The organism is Chloroflexota bacterium (assembly GCA_026706485.1).
GTDB lineage: Bacteria > Chloroflexota > UBA11872 > UBA11872 > UBA11872 > JAJECS01.
The window spans coordinates 334,697-358,134 of the sequence record JAPOYR010000011.1; the positions used below are offsets into that span (position 1 = coordinate 334,697).

At 67.4% G+C, this 23,438-nt stretch carries 18 protein-coding genes; 6 read left to right on the forward strand and 12 right to left on the reverse strand.

Features of this window, described 5'->3' with window-relative positions:
- Positions 1 to 9: 9 nt before the first annotated feature.
- The 6 genes from pstB to OXG79_11090 form a co-directional block, all read right to left on the reverse strand.
- The gene (gene pstB / locus OXG79_11065; protein MCY3784312.1) at positions 10 to 861 is read right to left on the reverse strand and encodes a phosphate ABC transporter ATP-binding protein PstB; all 852 of its coding nucleotides are present in this window, start codon (positions 859 to 861) and stop codon (positions 10 to 12) included.
- A complete protein-coding gene (pstA, locus tag OXG79_11070; protein ID MCY3784313.1) occupies positions 861 to 1,742 on the reverse strand; it encodes a phosphate ABC transporter permease PstA in 882 nt (293 codons plus the stop codon). The genes pstB and pstA overlap by 1 nt, the downstream gene beginning before the upstream one ends.
- The gene (pstC, locus tag OXG79_11075; GenBank protein MCY3784314.1) at positions 1,739 to 2,605 is read right to left on the reverse strand and encodes a phosphate ABC transporter permease subunit PstC; all 867 of its coding nucleotides are present in this window, start codon (positions 2,603 to 2,605) and stop codon (positions 1,739 to 1,741) included. Before pstC ends, pstA begins: the two co-directional genes overlap by 4 nt.
- 238 nt (positions 2,606 to 2,843) lie before the next feature.
- A complete protein-coding gene (locus OXG79_11080) occupies positions 2,844 to 3,935 on the reverse strand; it encodes a PstS family phosphate ABC transporter substrate-binding protein (GenBank protein MCY3784315.1) in 1,092 nt (363 codons plus the stop codon).
- A gap of 124 nt (positions 3,936 to 4,059) precedes the next feature.
- Positions 4,060 to 5,433: an ATP-binding protein gene (locus OXG79_11085; protein ID MCY3784316.1), complete on the reverse strand. Its 1,374-nt coding sequence runs from the start codon at positions 5,431 to 5,433 to the stop codon at positions 4,060 to 4,062.
- 11 nt (positions 5,434 to 5,444) lie between these two features.
- Entirely contained in the window at positions 5,445 to 6,134 is a 690-nt protein-coding gene (locus tag OXG79_11090; protein ID MCY3784317.1) for a response regulator transcription factor, read from the reverse strand.
- Between the two features lie 143 nt (positions 6,135 to 6,277).
- On the opposite strand from OXG79_11090, the gene OXG79_11095 reads away from it, so the two are divergent.
- Positions 6,278 to 7,354, forward strand: coding sequence for a zinc-binding dehydrogenase (locus OXG79_11095; GenBank protein MCY3784318.1), 1,077 nt, complete (start codon positions 6,278 to 6,280; stop codon positions 7,352 to 7,354).
- On the opposite strand, the gene OXG79_11100 is transcribed toward OXG79_11095, so the two are convergent.
- Positions 7,335 to 8,993 carry a thiamine pyrophosphate-binding protein gene (locus OXG79_11100; GenBank protein MCY3784319.1) on the reverse strand — a complete coding sequence of 553 codons (1,659 nt, stop codon included), beginning with the start codon at positions 8,991 to 8,993 and terminating at the stop codon, positions 7,335 to 7,337. The two genes, OXG79_11095 and OXG79_11100, sit on opposite strands and share 20 nt — an antisense overlap.
- A 702-nt stretch (positions 8,994 to 9,695) precedes the next feature.
- On the opposite strand from OXG79_11100, the gene OXG79_11105 reads away from it, so the two are divergent.
- Positions 9,696 to 10,355 (forward strand): hypothetical protein, encoded by a 660-nt coding sequence (locus OXG79_11105; GenBank protein MCY3784320.1) that lies wholly within the window; start codon positions 9,696 to 9,698, stop codon positions 10,353 to 10,355.
- Here OXG79_11105 and OXG79_11110 read toward each other — a convergent pair.
- Positions 10,352 to 11,230, reverse strand: coding sequence for an aldo/keto reductase (locus OXG79_11110; GenBank protein MCY3784321.1), 879 nt, complete (start codon positions 11,228 to 11,230; stop codon positions 10,352 to 10,354). The two genes, OXG79_11105 and OXG79_11110, sit on opposite strands and share 4 nt — an antisense overlap.
- Positions 11,231 to 11,385: 155 nt before the next feature.
- On the opposite strand from OXG79_11110, the gene OXG79_11115 reads away from it, so the two are divergent.
- From OXG79_11115 to OXG79_11125, 3 genes are all read left to right on the forward strand, one after another.
- Positions 11,386 to 14,241: an efflux RND transporter periplasmic adaptor subunit gene (locus OXG79_11115; protein ID MCY3784322.1), complete on the forward strand. Its 2,856-nt coding sequence runs from the start codon at positions 11,386 to 11,388 to the stop codon at positions 14,239 to 14,241.
- A gap of 74 nt (positions 14,242 to 14,315) precedes the next feature.
- On the forward strand, positions 14,316 to 14,972 hold the full coding sequence (locus tag OXG79_11120) for an ABC transporter ATP-binding protein (GenBank protein MCY3784323.1): 657 nt from the start codon (positions 14,316 to 14,318) through the stop codon (positions 14,970 to 14,972).
- Positions 14,969 to 16,219 (forward strand): ABC transporter permease, encoded by a 1,251-nt coding sequence (locus OXG79_11125; GenBank protein MCY3784324.1) that lies wholly within the window; start codon positions 14,969 to 14,971, stop codon positions 16,217 to 16,219. The genes OXG79_11120 and OXG79_11125 overlap by 4 nt, the downstream gene beginning before the upstream one ends.
- 275 nt (positions 16,220 to 16,494) lie before the next feature.
- Here OXG79_11125 and OXG79_11130 read toward each other — a convergent pair whose 3' ends face one another.
- The 4 genes from OXG79_11130 to OXG79_11145 form a co-directional block, all read right to left on the reverse strand.
- Complete coding sequence (locus OXG79_11130) at positions 16,495 to 18,351, reverse strand: hypothetical protein (GenBank protein MCY3784325.1); 1,857 nt, start codon at positions 18,349 to 18,351, stop codon at positions 16,495 to 16,497.
- Between the two features lie 563 nt (positions 18,352 to 18,914).
- Positions 18,915 to 19,157, reverse strand: a complete 243-nt coding sequence (locus tag OXG79_11135; GenBank protein MCY3784326.1) for a hypothetical protein — start codon at positions 19,155 to 19,157, stop codon at positions 18,915 to 18,917.
- A gap of 125 nt (positions 19,158 to 19,282) precedes the next feature.
- The gene (locus OXG79_11140; protein ID MCY3784327.1) at positions 19,283 to 20,386 is read right to left on the reverse strand and encodes an ABC transporter ATP-binding protein; all 1,104 of its coding nucleotides are present in this window, start codon (positions 20,384 to 20,386) and stop codon (positions 19,283 to 19,285) included.
- A gap of 65 nt (positions 20,387 to 20,451) precedes the next feature.
- On the reverse strand, positions 20,452 to 21,567 hold the full coding sequence (locus tag OXG79_11145) for a zinc-binding dehydrogenase (GenBank protein ID MCY3784328.1): 1,116 nt from the start codon (positions 21,565 to 21,567) through the stop codon (positions 20,452 to 20,454).
- 92 nt (positions 21,568 to 21,659) lie between these two features.
- Between OXG79_11145 and OXG79_11150 the strand changes: the two genes are divergently transcribed.
- Positions 21,660 to 23,435, forward strand: a complete 1,776-nt coding sequence (locus tag OXG79_11150; GenBank protein MCY3784329.1) for an SLC13 family permease — start codon at positions 21,660 to 21,662, stop codon at positions 23,433 to 23,435.
- The last annotated feature ends 3 nt before the right edge of the window (positions 23,436 to 23,438 follow it).

The window sequence follows — 23,438 nt, forward strand, 5'->3', positions numbered from 1 at the left end:
CCTTCCTCCCTAGCCGAATCGACCGGTGATGTAGTCCTCGGTGCGCTGATCGGACGGTGTGGTAAAGAGCCGCTGGGTCTCGTCGACCTCAACGAGCGAACCCGCGCCGTGCTCATCGAGCATGAAAAACGCCGTCCGGTCGGAGACGCGAGCAGCCTGCTGCATGTTGTGGGTGACGATCACGATGGTGTAGTTCTCGCGCAGCTCGCGGATGAGGTCCTCGATGCGGGTGGTGGCGATGGGGTCGAGCGCCGAACAGGGTTCATCCATGAGGATCACGTCCGGCTCGACCGCCAGCGCCCGCGCGATGCAGAGCCGCTGCTGCTGTCCCCCGGAAAGCTCGAGACCGCTCCGCTTGAGAATGTCCTTGACCTCGTCCCAGAGCGCCGCCTGCCGCAGCGAGTGCTCGACGAGATCGTCCATCGAGCCGCGGTAGCCGTTGACCTTGGGACCGTAGGCGATGTTGTCGTAGATGGACTTGGGGAAGGGATTCGGCTTCTGGAACACCATGCCGATGCGACGCCGCATCTGCACCGGATCGACGTTGCGGGCGTAGATGTCTTCGCCGTCGAAAATGACCCGGCCCTCGACGCGAGCGCTGGAAATAAGATCGTTCATCCGGTTCAGACAACGCAGATAGGTGCTCTTGCCGCACCCGGACGGGCCGATGATGGCCATCACCTCGTGCTGCGGAATGTTGAGGGAGATGCCCGAAAGCGCCATCGTGTCGCCGTACCAGAACTTCAAGTTCTCGGTGACCAGGGCATCGGACGTTGCGGGGCCGTTCGCCTGGAGGCCATCGTTCGCTGACGGAGCCACCTCGACCTCGGGCCTGCGGGTTCCCGGTGTGCTCGTCCCCATCAGTCAAACCTCCGCTGCAGTCGGAATCGGACGAAGAGCGCGATCGAGTTCGCGAGCAACAACACGATGAGCAGAATCACGATGCCCCCAGCGGCCAGGTCGCTGAAGCCCTCTTGGGGCAACGAGACCCAATTGAAGATCTGAATTGGGAGAACGGTGAAGAGGTCCATCGGGCCGGATGGATCGAACGCGATATAGGTCAGCGCCCCAATCGTAATCAAGGGGGCGGTCTCACCGATCGCGCGCGCGAGCGCCAGGATGGTTCCCGTGAGTATGCCGCCGCCCGCCGCCGGCAACACCGTGCGAAATACCGTCTGCCACTTGGTGGCGCCCAGGGCATACGACGCTTCGCGCTGGCTGTCCGGCACGGCTCGGATGGCCTCGCGTGAGGCGACGATGATGAGCGGCAGGATCAAGAGCGCCATCGTCATGGCTCCCGCCATGAGACTGCGGCCGAGCGCGAACCAGCGAACAAACAGCCCCAAGCCGAGCAGCCCGTAGACGACCGACGGAACCCCCGCAAGGTTGGCGATGTTGAGCTGGATAAACCGCGTCAGCCAATTGTTGGGCGCGTATTCCTCGAGATAGACGGCCGCGCCGACGCCAAGCGGGAAGGCGATGATGGCCGTTAGCACCAGCAGCCACAGCGTGCCCAGGAGAGCAGATCGCAACCCGGCGTCCTCGGGGAATCGCGACGGGTAGCTCGTCAGGAAATGGCCGTCGACCTGCGCGCCGCCGTCGCCAAACACATCAACCAGGAGCGCCACAAGCACGGCGATGCCGAGCAACGTGGACACGATGGTCAGCAGCGCAAAGCCGCGTCCTATCGCGTTGCGCTGCCGGATGCGCGGGCGCCAGCGCGTCGCCGCGTCCTGCGTCATTCATACACCTCGCGATAGCGGCGCACGATCCAGTCGCTCAGGATGTTCATCACGAACGTCATGAGGAACAAGAGCGTGCCCACGGCAAAGAGTGTGCGGTATTCGATGGTGTCCTGCGGCGTGTCGCCCAGGCTGACCTGCACGATATAGGCCGTCATCGTCTCCATCGAGGACAGCAGGTCGAAGCCGACTTTGGGCTGCAGCCCGGCGGCGATCGACACGATCATCGTTTCACCAATGGCCCGCGACACCGACAGGATGATCGCGGCGAGGATTCCGGACAGCGCCGCCGGCACGACTACTCGAGTCGTCACTTGAAACTTCGTGGCGCCGAGGGCGAACGCGCCTTCGCGCAAGGCGCGGGGAACGACGCGCAAGGCGTCCTCGCTGATCGAGGCCATCATCGGCAGGATCATGAACCCCATGACAATGCCCGCGCTGAGCACATTGAAAACCTGCGTCTGCGGAAATATCTCCCGCAAGATCGGTGTGACGAAGAGCAGCGCGAAGTATCCGTAGACGACCGTTGGAATGCCGGCCAAGACTTCTAGAATCGGCTTGATGGCGGCGCGCACGCGCGCGGGCGCGTATTCGCTGAGGAAGATGGCGCTCATCAGCCCGATCGGAACGGCTACGACGATGGCGACCAACGCCACGACAAGCGTGCCGTTGACCAACGGCAGGACGCCAAATGACTGTGAAACGAACAGCGGCGTCCAACGCGTTCCCGTGAGGAAGTCAATGATCGGGACCTCGCGGAAGAACGCCAGCGTCTCGCCCAGCAGCGTGAAGATGATGCCGGCGGTGGTGAGAATCGACGCCGCGGCGCAGAGAAACAGCACGCTATGGATGCCGCGCTCGATGAGCGCGCGGCGGCGCCGAGGCGCGAATTGGGAGCGGACTTGAGGAGCGCCCGTAGAGCTGTTCACGTCTGGTGCGACGGGTGCCCGACCAGTGAGGCGCGCGCCAAGCATACGGGACAGGTTGTTGCTCACCGACGCGCCAAAGCCCCGGTTGGCCGGCTCCCCCACCTTCGCGGGTGGGGGAGCCGGCGCGCTGCGAGCAGAGTGGGGAGGTTCCGCAACGCTCGGGGAATTGGAGTTAGCTCAGCAGGTCTTCGAGCGACACGCCGACCTTGGCGCCTTCGCCCTCGAAGATCGATCCCGTGACGCGATTGTTGAACCGCGCCAGCGCCAGGTCGTAGATGTTCGGCGGCAGCTCCACGTAGCCGACATCGCCGGCCAGCGTGCCCGCGTTCTTCATGTAGAACTCGATGAACGTCTGCACTTCCTGCCGCTCCGCCGCCGGCACCGAGATATAGATGAACAGCGGTCGCGACAGCGGCTGATAGGTGCCCGTGTTCACCGTCTCCGGCGACGGCGCCACGCAGCCGTCGCCGCCGTCCACCGACACCAGCTTCAGCTTGTCCTTGTTGGCCGCGTAGTACGCCAGGCCGAAGAATCCGGTCGCGCTGCGGTCGCCCGCAATCCCTTGCACCAGCACGTTGTCGTCTTCACTCGGCGTGAAGTCGCCCCGGCTCGCGCCTTCCTCTCCCACGACCGCGTCGGTGAAGTAGTCGTAGGTCCCCGAGTCCACGCCCGGCCCGTAGAGGATCAGCGGCTCGTCCGGAAAATCGTCGCGCACCTGCGCCCAGCTGGTGACCGTGTCCTCGGCCGCCGGCTCCCAGATCTTCCGCAGCTCATCGACCGTCAGGCAGTCGACGAAGTCGTTCGATGGGTTCGCCAGCACGGCCAGCCCGTCGAAGGCCACCGGCACTTCCACGAAGTCGATGCCGTTGGATTGGCAGGTCTCGATTTCCGAAGCCTTGATCGGCCGCGAGGCGTTGGTAATGTCAGTTTCACCCGCGCAGAACTTCTTGAAGCCCGCGCCGCTGCCGGACACTCCAACCGGCACCCGAACGTCGGGGAACTGGCTGCGGAACTCTTCCGCCACGGCCTGCGTCACCGGACCCACGGTGCTCGACCCGTCCGCCAAGATCATTCCCGTTATGGGGCTCGCCGGCGCCGGAACCGTGACGATCTTCGTGGCGACGGCCTCTTTGGTTGCGACGCTCTGGACCGCCTCGGTCGCGTCTCCCGACTCGCCGCAGGCGGACAGAAGCGCCGCAGCGCCCGCACCGAGCAGTCCGGCTCCCATGGCCTTGACTACGTGCCGTCTCGCCAGCTTGGCCACTCGTGTCTCCCGCTCCTGGGACTCGCGCGGCTAAGACATGAGCCGCAATGAGCAAAGTAGGAGGCTGGCCTAAAGCGACGCCTTCGATCTCTTAACGGAGATTAATCGCGAGCTAAGAGTTCGATTAATTCTCGTCAGCGACCGGCAGCGCCACGGCGAACACCGAACCCCGGTCCGGACCGTCGGACTCGGCCCAAATGCGGCCGCCGTGCTGCAGGGCCGTGTGCTTGGCAATGGCCAGCCCGAGCCCGGCGCCCTCGCCGGCGCGCGAAGGATCGATCTTGTAGAAGCGCTCGAAGACGCGGGGAAGCTCCTCGGGCTCGATCCCGACGCCGGAGTCCTGCACGCGGACGACCGCGTCGCCGTTCTCGGCCTGGACGCTCACGCGCACGTGCCCGCCCGGCGGCGTGAACTTGATGGCGTTGTGCAAGAGATTGACCACCATGCGGTCGGTTTGCTCCGGGTCGGCGCTGACGGTGAGCCTGCCGCCGGGCGAGTCGACATCGAGCATGACGCCGCTGCGCTCGGCCTGGGGACGCAATCGCTCGGCGGACTGCCTGACCAAGTCGCCCAGGTTGATCCGCTCGAACTGCCGGGACATGCGACCGGCCTCGGCGGCGGCAAGATCGAGCAGCTCCGCGGTCATGGCGGCCAGCCGGTCGATCTCACCATCGATGCGTCGCAGAAAGTCCGTGCGCAGCTCCGGATCGTCCGCCGCGCCGGCCTGCAGCGACTCGACCAGGGCCCGGAGCGACGTGACCGGCGTGCGCAGCTCGTGAGAAACGTTGGCCACAAAGTCGCGCCGCGCCGCCGCCGTGGCCCGAACCTCCGTGAGGTCGTGCAGCACGAGGACGATGTGCCGCATCTCGCCCAGGCGAATGGGGGTGGCGACGACTTGGACGGACCGCCCCTGCGGTCCGACGGCGACCACCGACTCGGCCACGGTGTCGTCGGCGGAGCGGGCACGCTGGCAGACCGCCACAAGCTCGTGGTCGCGCAGGGCGTCGGGCAACGAGCGCCCCGGCGCGTTCTCCGCGTCGACGTCGAGCAGCGAACCGGCCGCCGGATTCATCAGCGCCACGGCCTCCTCCTCGTCGACGATGACGACGCCGTCGGTCATGGCGCTTAGAACCGCCTTGAGCTGGGCGTGGCTTTGCCGAATGGCCCGAAGCCGGATGTCGAGGAGGAGGGCGGCCTCGTTGAACATCCGGGCCAACTCGGCGGTCCCGACCCCTTCCGCAGGAACAATCGGCGCGGCCTCCCCACCGGTCGCTCGGGCGAGACCATCCCGCACGGCGGCAATGGTGCGCATGGGCAGGCGCATGACGTGGACGGTGAGCGCCGCGCCAACGCCCACGCCAACGGCAAGTCCCGCCGCGACCCAGCCCGCGAGGCCGGATGGCATCTCGCCGCCGGCGGCCAGCGCAATCCACACCGTCACCACGCCGGCGAGCACGGCACTCGCGCCGCCGAGCACGAGCCGCGTGCGAAGCCCCATGACGACTTCTCCTAGGGGACGAACCTGTAGCCGACGCCGCGAAGCGTCTGAATCCGACGCGGGTTCGAGGGATCGTCCTCGATGCGGGTGCGCAGGCTGCGAACGTGAACCGCCACGGTGCGCGTGTCGCTGGCCGGCGCGTAGCCCCAGACGCGCTCGATGAGCCGCTCGGCCGAAAAGACGTGGCCGGCGTGGCGCATGAGAAAGGCGAGCAGCTCGAACTCCTTGGGCTTGAGCTGCACCTGACGGCCGTCGACCTCAACGCTGCGATCCGGAATTGAGAGCCGAATGCCGGCCGCCTCGAGCACGTGGGCGTCCTGCTGCGATGCGGCGACTTCCGCGCGCAGCAACTGCCGCCGCCGCAGCATGGCGCGGGTGCGCGCGATGAGCTCGCGCATCGAGAAGGGCTTGGTCAGATAGTCGTCGGCGCCGATCTCCAGACCGACGACCCGATCGATCTCGTCGTCTCTGGCCGTGAGCATGAGGATGGGTACCGAGCTGCGGCGACGAATCTGCCGGCAGACATCGAGTCCATCCATGCCCGGCAGCATGAGGTCCAGGATGATCAGGTCGGGGTCCGAGGTGAGGGCCAGATCCAGCGCTTCCTCCCCGTCGCTGGCCGTCTCGACAGCGTAGTGCTCCCGGCGTAGGTTGTAGGTCAGAGCCGCGCGCAGACTGGCCTCATCGTCAACAACGAGCACGCGCGGCGGGTTGGCATCCGAAGTGTCGATAGCGGTTCACCCTGGAGACCAATGCAACCAATGGTAGGCCCATCGCGCCCCCGCCGACACATTGGACCGAACGGTCGCGCCGCCGACGCGTGGCCAATCCGTAGGTAGTGGCCGTGCCGTTGGCCAACCGGATGCGCGCGGTGGTGCATCACGAGTTCGGTGCACCGGACGTACTCGTGCCCGCCCAACTGCCCGTCCCGCAGCCGGGACCGACCGAGGTGCTGCTGCGCGTGCTGGCGGTGTCGGTCGACTATGTCCAACTGCACATACGGCGGGGCGGCAGCGGGCGCATCGGCTCGGCGCGGGAGCCCGGCTATGGCCTCACGGCCCCGCCCTACGTGCGCGGCGGGACGGTGTGTGGTGAGGCGGTAGCGGTTGGGTCGGAGGCGCAGGACGTGGCGCTCGGGTCACGGCATCTCGTCAGCGGCTTGCGTCCGGGCTCGTACGTCGAGTACGGCCTGGTGGACGCATCGGCCTTGAGACCCAGCGTCGAGGGCGCGGTCGGACCGACGGCGGCGCCCGAGGGGTTCACGCCGGCCGAGGCCGCCGCGTTCAACTACGCGCCAGTGGCCTATCACACGCTGCGCGTGGCCGCCGGTTTGTCAGCCGGTGAGACGGTGCTGATTCATGCCGCGGCAGGTGGAACCGGCGTCCTGGCGGTGCAACTGGCCAAGGCGTTCGGCGCGCGGGTGATCGCCACGGCGGGCGGAGCGGCCAAGGTGGCGCTGGTGTACGAGTTGGGCGCCGATGTGGTGATCGACTACCGCGCGGAGGACTTCGTACGGGCGGTGCTGGCGGCCACGGACGGGCGCGGCGTCGACGTGGTGTGGGAGTCGGTCGGTGGCGACGTGTTCACCCGCAGCCTGGAGTGCCTGGCCGAGGGCGGGCGCATGGTGAGCTTCGGGTCCAACAGCTTCAGCGGCGTGGGGACCGTGGACTTCTATCCCTTCTGGACCAAGAACATTAGGCTGATTGGCTGGGGCGGGGCGAGCAACGCCGAGGCGCACGCTCCCGACATCATGGAAGACCTGCTGCGGCTGGCCGCGGCGGGCGCGCTGCGACCCGTGGTGGCGGCCGTGCTGCCGCTGGAGCAGGCCGCGGAGGCGCACCGCATGATCGAAGCGCGGGAAACCATCGGCAAGGTGGTGCTGGCGCCGGACGTGGAGGCGGCTACAACGCGCCGTCGATGATGACGTCCAGCAGCGCCGGCTTGCCGGAGTCGAGCGCGCGCTGGAATGCCGGGCCGATGCGCTCCGGGTCCTCGATCCGCTCGGACGCCACGCCCATCGCCGAGGCGATGGCGCCCAGGTTGAATTCTTGCGGCAGGTCCATCCCGAGATAGCTCGTCGGGCGGTCCGGCTCGCCCAGCACTTCCTCGAAATAGGCGTGCAGGTTCACCTTGAGCACGCGGTAGCCGCCGTTGTTGCAGATGGCGTAGACCGCGGGGATCTGGTACGCGCTGGCCGTCCAAAGCGCCTGGGCCGAAAGCATGGCGCTGCCGTCGCCGATGATGCCCAGCACCGGCCGGTCCGGCTCGGCGAGCTTGACGCCGAGCGCGGCGCCCATGCCCCAGCCGATGGCGCCGCCGGCGCGCTCAGAGTGCATGCTGCCGCGGCGGCTGAACTCGAAGGCCTCGTGGAGAATCGGACGCGCGCTGATCGAGTCGTCGACGATCACGGTGTCGTCGGGGGCCGCCCGCGCCAGCTCGTGCATCATGCGCAGCGGGGCCATGGGGCGGCTCGAGCGGCACTTCCGCAGGGCCGCTTGCGAGGCGGCGCGCTTGGCCGCCGTCTCGGATCCGATGCCTTCGGCACGGTCGCGGGCGGCATCAACTCGCGCGGAATCAAAGGCCGCGTCAAGCGCCTCGGCCAGCGCCTCCAGGCCCGCGCGCGGATCGCACAGGATGCCCAGGTCGGTGGGCTGGGACCGGTTGATCTCGCTGGCGTTGCAGTCCAGGTGGATGAGGGTGGCGTCGGGCGCGAGCACGTCCGTCGGCAGGTCGAAGAAGTCGTGAAAGACCTTGCAGCCCACCGCGAACACCACGTCCGCCACGCGCAGCGGTTCCGGATAGAGCCGGGCGTAGGGCGGCAGCTGCCCGATCCATTGCGGATGGCCCGTGGGGAACGTCATTTCGGCGTATCCGGCACCGTAGACGCGCGCGCCCAGACGCTCCGCCACGGCGACGGCGGCTTCGACGGCGTCAAACTGGGCCACGCGGTCGCCGACGACCATAAGGGGGCGCTGAGCTTCGGCAAGGGCCGCCGCGGCGGCCTCGACGGCGCGGGGATCGGGACCCGCCCGCACGAAGGTGTCGGTGCGAGGCGCAATTGAAATTTCGGCTTCGCTATCGAGCGACTCCGGCGCGAAGCCGACGAAAGTGGGGCCCGTGGGCGGCGTCCGGGCCTCGGCGAAGGCGCGCCGCATGACCGAAGGAATCTGGTCCGCATGCGTGACCTCGGCGCCCCACTTGGTGAACTGCCCGGTGAGCCCCGCCAGGTCAGTGCGGTAGTCGGCCATCTTGGCCAGACTGGCATTCACCGACGAGAGCACCAGCGGCGTTCCGCCGGCGTAGGCGTTGAAGAGCAGGCTCAGGCCATTGGATAGACCGGTGTCGATGTGCAGGTTGACGAACGGGACCTCCCCCGAGGCCCGGGCATAGCCGTCCGCCATGCCCATGGCGACGCCTTCCTGGGCGGCCAGGATGTACTTGAGGTCGGGCGCGCGTTCCAGCGCATCCATCAGCGGGCTCTCGGTGGTGCCCGGATTGCCGAAGACGTACTTGACGCCCTCGGCGCGCAGCGCCTCGACGACCGCAAACCGCCCGCGCATCACCGCCACGGAGCACTCCTGACCATCGAGGCGTAAGCCAGCCCTCGGAACGGTAGATGGACGGCGCGTGGCGACGCAACTGCGCAGGGGGCCCATTTGAGGACTCGCTGGCGCCTGGGCGCCGCACGGGTTCCCGAGGCCAGCGTGCACGCCGCATGCGTCGGTTGACTACCACAGGTGGATTCCCGCCTTCGCGGGAACGACGAACTCTGTGAGTCCCGCGTCGCGACAGACTTTGCAGCACTGGCAGCTACGCCGAGTCCGAGCCTCTCCGAAGCAGCGGTACGGACCTACTGCGGCAGTCTGCATCGAATCTGCAAATTGGGTGGACGGCATCTCGACCCGGTATGCCGAAACTCGGGCGAAATGCCTGGAATGGGACTCGCAATGCGTCCGGGATGGATGGGCCGGGCTGGCGCGATAGCGGTCGCGGCTGCTCTCACCGGCCTCATGGTGGCCGCGTGCGGTGACTTGAGTGAAGCGACCGGTGGCGTGACTCGCGCCACTCCAATGGCAGCGGCCACGGTCGAACCGACGGCCGCCCCGCGCAGCGCGGCGAGTGCTACTTCCCCGACGGCAAGTCCTGCGGCTCAGTCGGCGGGCGCGGTTGAGCGACCGGCAGCGGGCGGCGGTCCCGGCGCTCGTCCGGGCGGCGCGGGTGCTTTTGGCGGCCGGTTCGGCGGTGCGGGGCTGGCCGACGCCGTGACTGCCGCGGTGGCTGAGGCCGCCGAGAAGTCCGTGGACGAGGTGCAGGCGCTCCAGGAGTCAGGCATGACCCTGGCCGAGATCATCGAGGCTGAGGGGGTCGACCGTGAGTCGATCGTTGACGATGCCGTGGACCAGATCCTGGCCGGCTTTCAAGGCGGACCGGCTGGTCGGGCCGCCGGCGCTCGTCCTGGTGGCGCCGGGGCCGGTGGCGGCGGGTTTGGCGGTGGCGGATTTGCTGGCGGCGGGGCTGCCGGCGGATTCGATCCGCGCGCCCCGCTGCGTAATGCCGTCGATGCGCTGATCGACGGGGAGGCGCCGGTCGCGCCGAGTGGAGCCAGGCAGTTCGTCGGCATGGGCCAGGCGATCATCAATGTCGTCGCCGAGCGCACCGGACGCGACGCCGCCGAGGTGCGCGAAGCACGCGCCGGAGGCCAGTCGTTCGCCTCGCTGCTGTTCGTGGCGGGACAGGACGTGGACGCCGCCATTGACGAAATCGTGGAGACCATCGAGTCCAATGCCGCGGCGGCTGAACGCCCCGAAGGCGCGCCCGCGCTGCCAACCGGCGAGGCGCTGCGCGAGGCCATCGAGGCGATCATGTACGCCACCGACGACAGCGAAGCCGACCTCACCCCGCCCGCGGTGGAGGGGAACTAGGCCGCGGCGTCGATGGCGAGTCTCGGCTCGGGAAGGGGTGGGCGCTGCGCGGCGATGGCCTCGGCCTGCTCGGCTTCGGTTAGCGGACAGAATCGCTCCGCAGCGTCCAGGATCTGCGGCAAGAGGCGCAGGTCGCCGGTGCTTGGGGCGGTGTGCACGGGCTGGGAGAGCACGAACCAGAGCGAGCGGTCGATGTCCGGCTGCTCGCGGTGCGGGTCGTACCAGACGTTGAGCTCGCGCTCGCGGCCGCCCCAGCCGCCGCGGGCCAGCATCTTGATGGTCTGGACGCCAACGTCACGCGCGGCAGCATCCACCAGGAGCGCCTCGGCGTCGCGGCGGTAGGCCGCATTGCGATAGATCGCCGGCGATAGCGGAAACATGATCGTGTCGAAGTCGAACCGCCGCAACGCTTCCAGGTGGACGCGCGGCGCGTTGGGCCCGTGCCCGGTGATGCCGAGGAAGCGCGTGAGCCCCTGCTCCCGCATCTCGATGAGCGCCCGCAGCGCGCCGTCAGCAGCCGTCGCCGCGTCCAGGTCCTCGAATGTGCTGACGCTGTGGAGCTGGAAGAGGTCGAACGCCTCGACACCCAGACGCCGCTGGCAGGAGCGGATGCTCTCCCAGGCGTCCTTGTAGACGCGCTCGGCGGTCTTGGCGCCCAGAAACACCTGTTGGCGAATGGCCGGCATCGAGGGCGCCAGGCGTTCCATGGCCTGGCCGTAGCTGGGCGCCACGTCGATGTGATTGACGCCGCGGCTGAGGATGAGATCGACGGCGGCGTCGGCCTCCGCCTGATCGACCCCGCGCCCAACCGCGAAGGCGCCAAACGTGACCACGGAGCTCATGTGTTCCGTGCGGCCGAGTCGTCGGGTTTCCATGGATTCGCTCCCTACAGGGTTCTCGCGATTGTGGCGCCTGTCCTGCGGGCCAAAATCCACGAAATCTGCACAGCCGGTCAACCGAATGACGACAGGCTCAAGCCTAGATTTGCCGTGGTCGCGGTGCACGTGCGGCCGCCAGCCTGAGGCCCATCATGTCAAGTCTGCTTCGCAGGGCCATCGTGGCGCTGCTCGTCATGGCCGTGGCGGGAGGCGTGGCCGCCTTCCTCATCATTCGGCTCGAGGTCTTTCAGGCCGAAGAGGAGGCGCCGCCGATAACCGCCAGCGTCGAGCGTCGGGACCTGGTCAGCACGCTCGCCGTGATCGGCAACGTGGAGTTCGGCAACACGGTCGGGCTGGGATTTGGGCAGTCCGGCACCTTGCAGGCACTGAATGTGGAGGCGGGGCAGTTGGTGCCCGCGGGGACCGTACTGGCCCAGCTAGACGTCGTCGATCTCGAGCGAGCCGTGGACGACGCCGCGTCGTCCCTGCAGCAAGCCGAACTGCAGCTCGCCAAGCTGCTCCGGCCCGCCGACGACGCAGATGTCGAGCGCGCCGAGCTGGACGTGCAGGAGGCACAGGCGTCGCTCGACGACCTGCGAGCCCCAGTCAGCGCATCGGATGTCGCGGCCGCCGAAGCGGCGGTGATCTCGGCGCAGATGAGCCATGACCGTGCGGCCAAGGACCTGGAGGACCTCCAGGCCGGACCTTCGGCTCTGGATCTGATTGAAGCCGAAGGCGCGATCGCCTCGGCGCAAGCCAGCCTCGCAAGCGCGGAGCTGGGATTGCAGGCGCTGCTGGACGAGCCTTCGGTCGCTGCGATGGCCGACGCCCAAGGCGCGATCGAATCCGCTCGTTCGAGCCTCGCCGGCGCCAAGGACGCGCTGGACACATTGCTGGAAGACCCGAGCACGAGCGACGTGGCCAATGCGGAGCTCAGGATCCGATCGGCGCGCGCGGCCCTCGCCGAAGCCGAGGACCAACTGGCCACCCTGCGGGCAGGCGCCACACAAGCCGAAATCAACGAGGCCGCCGCGAGCGTGGAGGCCGCCCGCACCGCGCTCGTCGAATCCGAGGAAGACTTGGCGACGCTGACGGCCGATCCGACGCCCGAGGAGCTCACGGACGCCGAGAACGCCGTGCAGAGCGCGCAGGCCGGCTTGCTGCAAGCCCAGTCGGCGCTGGACGCGCTGGTGCAAGGGCCGACGGAGTCGCAACTCCAGGACGCCCGGGACCAGATCGCCACGGCGCAGGCCACCCTCGATAGCGCCCGCCGAGACGCCGTCGAGGCGCCAACCAAGCAAATCCAAATCATCGCCAGCGCCGAATCGAGCTACGAGTCCGCCCAGGCCACGCTGATTTCGGCCTATGAGGCGCACGGCGAGGCGCAATTCGACGAGTTGACGGAGCATCAGATCGAGGCGGCCGCGGCCCGAGTGCGGGCCGCCGAGGCCGGGCTCGAATCGGCCGCCCACCAGCTCAGCGAAGCGCGGGCCGGACCGGACCACGCAGCGCTCAACGAAGCCATCGCGGCCGGTGAGCGTGGCCTCGCCGCCGCCCAGCGTCGGCTGGTAGAACTCCAGGAAGCGCCGACCGAAGCGGATCTCGCGGAGGCCCGAGCGAACATTGCCCTGGCCGAGGGAGCGCTGCGCGATGCCGAGGACGACCAGCGCGACCTGATCGAGGGACCGTCGGCCACGGAGATCGCGACCCAGGCCGCCGCCGTGACGACCGCGCGAGCGGCGCTGGCATCGGCTCGCGAGCGACTGGCCGAGTTGACCGAAGGTCCGAGCGAGGTCGAAATCGCGGTACAGGAAGCCGCGGTGGCTGAAGCACGGCAGGCCGTGGCGGACGCCGAGACTGAATTGAGTGAATTGCGCGCCGAACCATCGGACCACGACGTAGACGCGCAGGAGAGCGCCATCGCGGTCGCCTCGCATGGCGTCACTGCCGCCGAGGCCCGCCTGCAGGATCTGCTCGCCGACCCTGACGCCGCCGAGCTGCTCCGCGAGCAAGCGGGCCTGACGTCGGCGCAACTGTCGCTCGAGGCGGCCAGGCTGCGTCTGGACGAGCTGCGCGAGGGACCCGACCCAACGGATGTCCGCCTGGCCGAACAGGCCATTCGCGCGTCCGAGTTGTCCCTCACCGACGCCAAAACGCGGCTGGAGGAGCTGCAGGAGGGACCGTCCGCGCTGGAGATTCTCCGGGCCGAGAACGCCGTGCGCCGAGCCGCGCTGGCACTGGCCGACGCGCAGGCCCCGCCGGACGCGCTGGACGTCGAGCAAAGCGAGTTGGCGGTGACCGACGCCGAGCGGCGACTGACAGCTGCCCAGGAGGACCTGGCCGATGCGCTGATCGTGGCGCCGTTTGCCGGAGTCGTGCTGGATGTGAACGGGCAAGTGGGACTTCAGGCGCCGGCAACCGTCGTGACCCTGGCCGAGGCGGCGTCGATTCACGTGCTCGTGAACGTCGATGAATCCGACATCGGGCTCGTCAAGCTGGGTCAGTCGGTGAGGCTCGAGTTTGAGGCGCTTGGCGGCACGGTCTTCGCCGGCACCGTGATCCGTCGCGGTCAGCAAGGCGAAGCGTCGCAGGGGCTCGTGACGTACCCGGTCGAAATCGGCTTCACCTCGCCCGACCCTCGCCTGCTGAGCGGACTGACGGCCGATGTCTCGATCGTGCTGGCCGAGTCACCCGGCACGCTGGCGATCCCACGGCAGGCCGTGCAGACGGTCGGGGCCCGCTCGTTCGTGAGCGTGCTCGGCGCGGACGGCGTGATCCAGCAACAGCCAGTCACGGTCGGGCTGCAGGATGAGCTGTTCGTTGAGGTGACCGAGGGCCTGGTCGAAGGCGAGGCCGTGGTCCTCACCGGCGCGGCTATCGCCGGATTCCAGCTGCCGCAGCTGCCGGCCGGCTTCACGCCGGGTCAGTTCAGGCCCGGGCAATTCGGTGGCGGCGGCGGGGGCTTCCGCGGTGTTGGCGGCGGCGGTCCCGGCGGAGGCGGCAGCTAGTGGACAGCATCTCGCAGGAGAACGGCGATCCGACGCCGGTCGTGCGCGTCGAGGATCTCGCCAAGACCTATCACATGGGCTCGATCGACGTGCACGCCCTGCGCGGCGTCTCATTCGACATCGGCACAGGCGAAATGGTCGCCATCATGGGCCACTCGGGCTCCGGCAAGTCGACGTTGCTCAATCTGCTGGGGTGCCTGGATGCGCCCACGGCGGGGAGCTACTTCCTCGACGGCGAGTTGGTCGGCGATCTGTCGGACGACGCGCTGGCGGCCATTCGCAACCGCAAGATTGGCTTCGTCTTCCAATCGTTCAATCTGCTGGCGCGAATGTCGGCGCTGGAGCAGGTTGAGATGCCATTGCTCTACGCCCGCGACCGTCAACGACGACAACGCGCGGAAGAGGCGTTGGCGGTCGTTGGGCTCGAGGACCGCATGCACCACAAGCCGTCGGAGCTCTCCGGCGGGCAGCAGCAGCGCGTGGCAATTGCGCGCGCCCTGGTGGGCAACCCCAGCATGGTGCTGGCCGACGAGCCCACGGGGAATCTCGACACGGCCACGGCCAACGAAATCATGGAGCTGCTGGTCCTCCTGAATGAGGAGCGCCGCATCACCACGCTGATCGTGACGCACGAGGCAGACGTGGCGGCGCGCACGCAGCGGGTGATTCGCATGGTGGACGGAACGGTCGCCACCGACGACCTCACCGCTTGTGCGGAGAGCGGCGTATGAGTCTCGCGGACGGTGTGCTCCTGGCCCTGCGGGCGCTGGCCGCCAACAAGCTGCGCACGAGCCTGACGGTGCTGGGCATGGTGATCGGGGTGGCGGCGGTGATTGCGCTGATGTCGCTGGGCGCGGGCGCGCAGGCGTCCATCGAGGCGAACATCCGCGGCACGGGTTCCAACCTGCTCTTCATCAGCCCCGGCGTGCAGTCGGCGACCGGCGGCAGGTTCGTGGACGTGAGCGCCACCTCGCCGACGCTGACCTTCGAGGACGCCGAGGCCATTCGCGACGCGGCCATCCAGGGCATCGTCGACATCGCCCCGACGCGCAACACGAACGCATCGCTGGTGGCGGGAGGCAATGCGTTCACGACGCAGATCATCGGCGTGACGCCAAGCTACGCCGAGGTGCGCACCTTCCAGCCGCAGGCCGGTCGCTTCATCAGCGACGACGACCTCAGTCGACGCGCCCGCGTGATCGCCCTGGGGCAAACGATCGCCACCGAGCTGTTTCCGGGCCAGAACCCCATCGGCGCCACGGTGCGTCTCAACAACCAGACCTTCACCGTGATCGCTGTCATGGAGGAGTCGGGCCAGGCGACGTTCCAGAGCCGCGACAACCAGGCGCTGGTGCCGCTGACCACGCTTCAGACGCGCATCAGCCCGTCGCGCACGCTGGCCGGCGATGACATCGTCTCGGAGATCAGCGTGACGCTCGCCGACGAGGACGAGGCGACGATCGAGGCGGTCACCACCGAGGTCAGCGCGCTGCTCCGGCTGCGGCACGACGTGGTCCAAGACGACTTCACCATCCGGACGCAACAGGACATCATCGAGGCGCTCGGCGAGGTGACGGGCACGCTGACGCTGTTCCTGGGGGCGATTGCGGGCATCTCGCTGCTGGTCGGCGGCATCGGCATCATGAACATCATGCTCGTCTCCGTGACCGAGCGAACGCGCGAGATCGGCATCCGCAAGGCCATCGGCGCGCGCCGCCGCGACATCCTGGTGCAGTTCCTGATCGAGGCCGTGCTGGTGAGCTTGGGCGGCGGCATTGCGGGGGCGGTCATCGGCGGTCTGCTGGCGACGTACATGGGCGGCGTGCGGATCGGCGGTCGCGCGCTGGAAGGCCACCTGACGCCGGAGCCGGTGATCCTGGCGTTGGCCGTCTCGGTGGCCATCGGCCTGGTGTTCGGCATCTACCCCGCCAACCGTGCCGCCCGGCTGCGGCCGATCGAGGCGCTGCGGTACGAGTAGGGCGACACGGCCTCTTTCGATTCGACCGTGGCAGTTACTCGTCCGGGGCTTGGAACTCCATGAGGTTCGTCAGCCAGCCCAGCTCCGCCGGGATCGGTTCCAGTCAGCTGGTTGCCGCTCAGGTCGAGGGTGGTCAGCGCGAAGAGGTGATGACCGCCGCTGCCAGCAGAATCGCCACGCCAAGAAGCGTGAAGCGAAACGTGGGCAATGCCTTCCGGCTATCACCTCACGCCGGCCCTGGGACCGCATCGTGCTTGATCGGCCGTGCATACCCATCAGGCTGGCCCGCACGTCGGCAGCCCGAGGCTATCGAGATCGTTCTCCGGCACCCGCAGCGATGCTGCCGGGATGCACCCGATCAGCTCATTGCCGCCGACGTGCAACTCTTCCAACTTGGCTCGCTGGCCCGACTCAAGCGGGATGGCGCCCGTGAGTTGATTGTCGCTCAGATCGAGATGGATCAGGTTGGTCAGTTGACTAATCTCCGCCGGGATTGGGCCAGTCAACTGATTGCCGCTCAAATCCAAAACCCGCAGCTGACTTAGTTCACTCAATCCGAGTGGGATCTCGCCCGACAAATCCATCCCGGCAAGGTGCAACTCGACGACACGCCGCGTCACGCCTCCAAGTACCACGCCTTCCCAATCGGCGACAGAATGGTTGGCCGTCCAATTCAATTCCCTGGATCCCGAAAGCGCGCCCTTCAATGCAAGCAACACCGCGCAGTCGTGGACTAAGCCAGGATGGGCAGCTGGGTCTGGAACGACAGTGCCAGCCGCGCACTCGCTCACCTCATTGGGCGGCGCGACATCCCGCAAGCGGACGCTGCCGTCCGGATCACGCCGCACCAGAACCCGAACGTCCTCGCCACTCGGCGCCATGCTGTAGAGGACGATGCCCTCACCAGGACGCGCGACACTGGCGACGGCGATTCGGGAGCCGTCCGGCGACCAGGCGGCTACCGACCCGCCGGGAATCTCGATTGGCGACTTCCCAATCCAGGTCCCATCAACGGCCACCACGCATACGGCCTCACCGCATGTGAACAGCAGATTCCGACCGTCCGGCGACCACGCCACCGTCTCGATCCAGGGAGGCGCCGGATCGTGCACTGGACCTGAACCCGACTGCAGCGGAATCATCGACACTGGCTGAGCATTCGATCCGTCGGCTGCGATCGTATAGAGGACCCTGCGGCCAGCGTCGAACTTCGCAAACGCTATCCGATCCCCGTCCGGCGACCAGGCCGGCCCACTAATCGCTTCTGTAAGTCGCTCGCGGCCCGAGCCATCGGCGCCCACCGTGTAAATGGCGTATCCGGCCCGCCTTGCCGTTCCCATCTCCTCCGACTCAACCTTCACCTCGATGCCGACGTAGGCGAGGCGCTTGCCGTCCGGCGACCAGCGGGGAGGATGATGAGCCACCGTCCCAAGCCTGGCGTGGATCAGCACATCCGGCGGAACGGGCGGCCCAGGATCGATCTGCCGCACTCTCGAGCCATCCCTTGCCATCGTGTAGAGACGCAATTGCGATACAAGCCACGTGTAAGTCAGATCGCGGCTATGTCGACTCGATAGAAATGCAATATGCGCGCCATCGGGCGACCACGATGGGTAGTTATCTTCACCCCTATATGCCGTTAAACGATCGTCGCCAGTGCCCTCGGCATTCACCACTGAAAGTTCATGGCTATAGCCGGCAGTTGGATCATTGTCATCACCACCTGCCGCGACGTATCGATCGACCAACTCTGATACCACGCGATACGCACATGTCGAATAAACGATCTTTGTGCCGTCGCGAGATAGGTCAAAGGAGGCGATCGAACCCGCCCCATCCGTCCCTGGCGTCACACGAGCGATACGTACCATCCGTGAGCCGTCCGCCGCGACTGCGTACAATTCCGCTTCTGGAAGTCCATGGCTGAAGTAACTGAAGTAGATTTCCGATCCCATCGCGTTCCAATGCACCGCGCTATTCCGCTGCGGCCAGTTGCGAATGGGATGCGCGAGATCTGGATCACAGGCCGTATGACCTTCAACAGCAATACCAGGCAGTGAGTCTAATCCCTTCGGAGCCGATGTCCACGACTCCTCACCACATCCAATCAACACGATGAGTGCGGTCATCATGCCCGACACGGCCTTCCACAACCGCCACATGGACTCCGGCGATCTACATATGGGCACAGGGGATCTCATTGGGTCGCTACGCAAGCCATGCACTCACTCCACATCAATCAATGACAAAGATCGCATATCTATATCCGTGTCTGAACTAAGCTGCATGTTCACCCCGGAGCATCTCGGGCGTCAACTAGTTGGCCGTCACAGGGGTGGCAGTCCCGAACGGCCTGCAGCGGCCAGCGAATGCCTCTCGGACCGTTGGGCACCCCGGCCGCCGGGACATCCTGGTGCAGTTCCTGATCGAGGCCGTGCTGGTGAGCCTGGGCGGCGGCATTGCGGGGGCGGTCATCGGCGGCCTGCCGGCGACGTATATGGGCGGCGTGAGGATCGGCGGCCGGGCCTTGGAGGGCCACCTGACGCCCGAGCCGGTGATCCTGGCGCTGGCGGTATCGGTGGCGATCGGCCTGGTGTTCGGCATCTACCCCCCAAACGCGCCGCGCGGCTGCGGCCGATCGAGGCGCTGCGGTACGAGTAGGGCGGCACGGTCTCTTTCGATTCGACCGTGGCAGTTACTTGCCCGGGGCTTGGCCTTCGGTCAGGTTCGTCAGCCAGCCCAGCTCCGCCGGAATATCCCCGGTCAGCCGGTTACCGCTCAGGTCGAGCGTGGTCAGCACGAACAGGCTGCCCAATCCCGCAGGAATAGTCCCCGTCAGGCTCTCGCTCGCCAAGTCCACTCGACTCGGCGTGCCGCCCGTCGTGATCCCCTCCCAGCTGCCGACGGCGGTGCTGTTGTCCGCTTCACGAGTGCCCATCGCCTCGTCGGATCCCGGCGTGCTGGGCGGAGGAACCGCTTCGGTCGCAACGCCGCTCCCGACCGCGGACTCTCGGCCTGGCACCGACGCGTCAGCCGTGTCTCACACCTCTGTGGTCAGTACAGCTAGGCCGGCCGTCCGCGGACGGCCGGCGGCGCGAAGGCCGCGCCGGGTTGTCGTCGCGGCGCCACGCCCGCGCGCAAGAAGGCCAGCACGTCGCCGTCGAGCTGCACCCGCGCGCGCGTTCCCGGCGGGGGCAGGAATGTCGGACCGGCCCGGCATTCCACCGTCAGTCCGGAGTCAAAGCGCACCCGCACCAACTGGTCGTGCCCAAAGAAGCGGCGCGATTCGATCACGCCCTGGCCGCTGGGATCTTCGGAGATCTGCAGCGCCTCGGGTCGCACGTAGAGGTCGACCGTTCCAATCATGGGCTCGGGAATCGTCACGGTGCCCAGGTCGCACACCACCGCGCGACCGATGCCCGCGGCCTCGATCACGTTGAACTGGCCGATGAAATCGGCCACGGCTCGACCGACGGGCTGGCGATAGATTTCGTGCGGGGGCGCGACCTGCAGCACGCGGCCGTCAATCATCACGGCCACCCGGTCGGCCAGGCTCAGGGCCTCCTCTTGATCATGGGTCACGAACACGGCGGTCGTGCCGGACTCATGCAGCACGCGGCGCACGTCATTCCGCAAGTCGTTGCGCAGCGCCGCGTCGAGGTTCGAGAACGGCTCGTCCAGCAGCACCACCCGCGGATTGGGCGCCAGCGCGCGGGCCAGGGCCACGCGCTGCTGCTGCCCGCCGGACAGCTCATGCGGCATGCGTGACGCCAGCGCCGATAGGCCAACCAACTCCAAAGTCTCGGCAACCCTGGCGGCGCGCCCGTTCCGCCGCGACAAGCCGAACCCCACATTCGCCTGCACGTCGAGGTGGGGAAACAACGCATAGTCCTGAAAGACCAGGCCAACCCGACGGCGCTCCGGCGGCACGCTCACGTCGGATCCCTGGACGACCGAGCCGCCCAGCACGATCGTTCCGGCGTCGGGCCGATCCAGGCCCGCAATGAGGCGCAGCGTCGTCGTCTTGCCGCACCCGCTCGGACCCAGCAGCGCCAGGATGGACCCGGCCCTGACGTGGAACGACGCGTCGTCCACGGCGGTGGCGGCGCCAAAGCTCTTGCTCAGGCCCTCGCAGTGCAGCGCGATCGGCGGCGCTTCCGGCGTCATCCGCGCATCCTAACGCGCAAGCCTTGGCTAATGCCGAATATTAGCCAAGGCAAACCGCAGATTTTCTAGACGTGCGGCACCAAGGCGCTGCGCGTGATCCGCCCGGAGTCCTGCTGCGCGAAAGCTTCGTTGATGTCGGCCAGCGGGAAGTGATGCGACAGCACCCGGTCGAACGGCAAGCGCGACACGTTGTCCTTCAGGAAATCCAGGGCATGCCGCAGGTCCTGGGAGGTGTAGTGCGCCACGCCAATGATCGAGATGCTGCGGAAGACGATCCACGACGGATCGAACTCGGTGTGCCAGCCGACGTTGATATTGCCGATCTCCAGGTAGCGCCCGCCCGGCGCTGTCATCTGCAGACCCTCGGAGACCACCCCCGGATGGCCCACGAGCTCCAGCGTCACATCGGCGCCCAGTCCATCGGTCAGCTCCCGCACGCGGTCCACGCGCTGCTCCGGCGTCTCGAACTCGCGTATATCCACGATCTCGTCCGCGCCGAACGACCGGATCAGGTCGATGCGCTCATCCACGCCGTCGATCGCGATGACCTTGGAGGCCCCGTGCGCCTTGGCAACCGCAGCCGCATAAACGCCCAGACCGCCCGCGCCCTGGATGGCCACCGTCTCGTTGAATGTCAGACGGGCGCGCCGCAAACCGGAAATCACCTGCACCAACGCGCAGTTCAGTCCCGCCACCATGTCGTCGGTGAGATGGTCCGGCACCTTGTACATCGTGTGATTGGGGTGCAGGTAGTAGTACTGTGCAAATGTGCCCCGGAAGTGCGGCCACTCCTCCAGCCCACCCATTCGATCGTGCTGTCGCGTGGGACAGGCGTAGGTATGACCCTTGAGGCAGGTGGGGCATTGCAGGTCGGGATAGAGATATGAGAATAGAACGCGATCGCCTTCTCGGAGCGGATCACCCATCGAGTCGGTCGACACGCCCGCCCCCAGGCGGTAGATCTCGCCGGTGCCCTCGTGCCCCAGACACGCCGGCATTGGCCGGCCCATCTTGACCATGTCCATCTCGCCCCGCCAGTAGTGCATGTCCGATCCGCAGATGTTGGCGAGGCTAATCTTGACGACCGCGGCGCCCGGCGCTGGGTCCGGGATTGGAAACTCGCGCAACTCGAAAGGCTTGCGAAAACCAAAGAACGCGGCGGCTACGCCTTTCTCGGCCATTGCCCTCACTCCTCCCGGTCACGGCGGCGGTTCCCGATGCGCGGGCTTTAGCCTATCCCATTGCCTGACGGCGACATGACGACAGAGGCGCCATGACCACCGACGCCTGGATTCTCATCGGCGTGCTAGGCGGCGCCTTGGCGCTCTTCGCCAGCGAACGCGTGCGTCCCGACCTGGTCGGTGTGCTGGCGTTGCTGGCGGTGGCCTTCGCCGGGCTCGTCACGCCGGACCGGGTGTTCAGCGGGTTCGGCAGTCCCGCCGTGATCACGGTGGCGGGAATGTTCGTCTTGAGCGCGGGACTCGTCGAGGCCCGGGTGCCGGCCGCGATTGCTGCCATGATCGCGCGCCTCGGCGGCGGTCTGCGCCTGCGCATGGCGCTGCTGGTGCTGATCGTGGGCGTGATGTCGGCCGTGATGAACAACATCGCCGCGACCGTGATCCTGATCCCCGCGGCCACGACCCTTGCGCTCGGCGCAAAGACCTTTCCCTCCAAGCTGCTCATCCCGGTCTCATTCGGCTCCCTGCTCGGCGGGCTTGTCACCCTCATTGGCACGCCTCCGAACCTGCTCGTCAGCGACGCGCTGGCGCGGGCCGGCGAGACGCCGTTCGGCATGTTCGACTACGCGCCGACCGGCCTGGCCGTCATGGCGGTCGGGCTGCTCTACCTGCTGCTTGCCGGGCCGCGGCTCATCCCCGCGCGCGAGGGCGCCGACGTTGAACAAGAAATCCAACAGAGACGCGACTTCATGGTCGAGCTCGAGGTGCCGGGCGATTCGGATCTCGCCGGGCGCACTCTGTCGCAGCTCCGCTGGCGGCCTCGTTTTAGTATCGCCGTGGTCGAGATCACCCATCTCGGCGTCCGGAACAGGTTTCCGGGACCGTCGGACGCCATCTATGCCGGCGACCGGGTGATCGTGGAAGGTGAGCTCGAAGCCGTCACCCGCTTTGCCCAATCCGAGCGCTTGCGTTTCGCCGGTGAACATGCCGGAGCTTCTTCCGACGACGCCAGCGATGGAATGGCCGTGGTCGAGCTCGTGGCCGGTCCGGCCTTCAGGTTTGCGCACCAAACGGTCGTCCAGATGAACTTCCGCAGGCGCTACGGCGGCGTGGTGCTGGGCATCTGGCGCCAGGGCCAGCGGTTGGGACGCCCGATCCGCGATGTGCAAATCCGGCCGGGCGACGTGCTGGTCGTCCGGGTGCCCATCGATCGCGTCGACACCTTCGCCCGCTCGCGCGAGTTCATCCTCATCGGTCGTCGACCGGCACGGCCGGCCGTTCGACCGCACATGGCCGTGGCCGTGCTCATTCTCGGGGGCGTCGTTGGGCTGGCCGCCGCGGGCATCGCGCCCATTGGCGTGACGGCCGCTGCCGGCATCATCCTCATGCTGCTCTTCCGCGTGCTGCCCTACCAGCGCCTCTACACGGCTGTCGATTGGCGCACGATCGTGCTTATCGGCACGCTCATCCCGCTGGGCGACGCCATCACGTCCACCGGGCTCGCGGATCTCGCGGCGCAGTTCGCCGAGGAATATGTGAGCCCGATTGGGCCGCTGGCCGTGCTCGCCGGGCTGTTCGTCGCCACCGCACTGCTGACGCAGCTGATGTCCAACGCCGCCGCCGTCGTGCTCATCGCGCCGGTTGCGCTCCAGATCGCCGCAGGCGCGGGCATCGCCCCGCAACCGGCCCTCATGATGGTGGCTATCTCGGCCTCCACGGCCTTCCTCACCCCCATCGGCCACCAGGCCAACCTGCTGGTCTACAACGCCGGCGGCTACCGCTTCGTGGACTTTCTGAAAGTGGGCGCGCCGCTCACGCTGCTGATCCTCGTCACATCGCTGATCGTCGTGCCGATCGTGTGGCCGGTCTAGTGA